The organism is Leucobacter sp. M11 (genome assembly GCF_035726885.1).
Classification (GTDB): Bacteria; Actinomycetota; Actinomycetes; order Actinomycetales; family Microbacteriaceae; genus JAPFRB01.
Genome location: NZ_JAPFRB010000001.1, coordinates 348,065 through 348,984 on the forward strand (window position 1 = coordinate 348,065; position 920 = coordinate 348,984).

Annotated in this window: 1 protein-coding gene; it reads right to left on the reverse strand. The window is 69.1% G+C overall.

Annotated features, from left to right (window positions below; all coding sequences use genetic code 11):
* On the reverse strand, positions 1 to 920 hold a 920-nt coding region (kdpA, locus tag OOT08_RS01740), incomplete at both ends, for a potassium-transporting ATPase subunit KdpA (RefSeq protein ID WP_325090843.1).

Sequence of the window (920 nt, forward strand, 5' to 3'; positions counted from 1 at the left end):
CGCCCAGTTCAGCCAGGGGGTGTGTGCGGTGAGGCCGGCGAAGGCGGAGCCGTTGTTGTTTGCGGCGGAGGTGAAGGCGTAGAGCACCTCGCTGAGGCCGTGGCTGCCGGGGTTCAGGATGGAGGTGTGGGTGACGGAGTCGCGGAGGGCGGGCACGGCGAAGCTGAGTGCGGTGCCGGTGAGGACGAGGGCGGGCATGACGAGGATGGAGAGGCTGGCGAGGGTGATTTGGCGGGGGCCGATGCGTTTGCCGAGGTATTCGGGGCTGCGGCCGATGAGGAGGCCGCCGATGAACACGGCGAGCACGGCGAGGATCAGGATTGCGTAGAGGCCGGTGCCGACGCCGCCGGGGCTGACTTCGCCGAGCATCATGTTGAGCATGGGCAGCATCCCGCCGAGCGCGGTGTAGGAGTCGTGCATGCTGTTCACGGCCCCCGTTGACGTGCCGGTGGAGGTGGTGGCGAACAGGGCGGAGCCGAGGACGCCGAAGCGGAGTTCTTTGCCTTCGAGGGCGGCTCCGGCGAGGGCGGGGGCCGTGCCTCGGCCCGCGGTTTCGATGAGGGACAGCGCGGTGAGGCTCACGGCGTAGAGGCCCGCCATGACGGCGACGATGGTGCGGCCCTGTTGTGGCTGGCCGACCATGACGCCGAAGGCGCGGGGCAGGCTGAAGGGGATGATGAGCATCAGCACGTTCTGGAAGAGGTTCGTCCAGGGGGTGGGGTTTTCGAAGGGGTGCGCGGAGTTCGCGTTGAAGAAGCCGCCGCCGTTCGTGCCGAGCAGTTTGATCGCTTCTTGGGAGGCGACGGGGCCGCCGGGGATCGTCTGGCGCTGCCCGAGGAGGGTCTGCACCTCGGTGAAGCCGTTGAGGTTCTGGATGACCCCGCCCGCGAGGAGCACGATGGCGGCGACGGTCGCGCCGG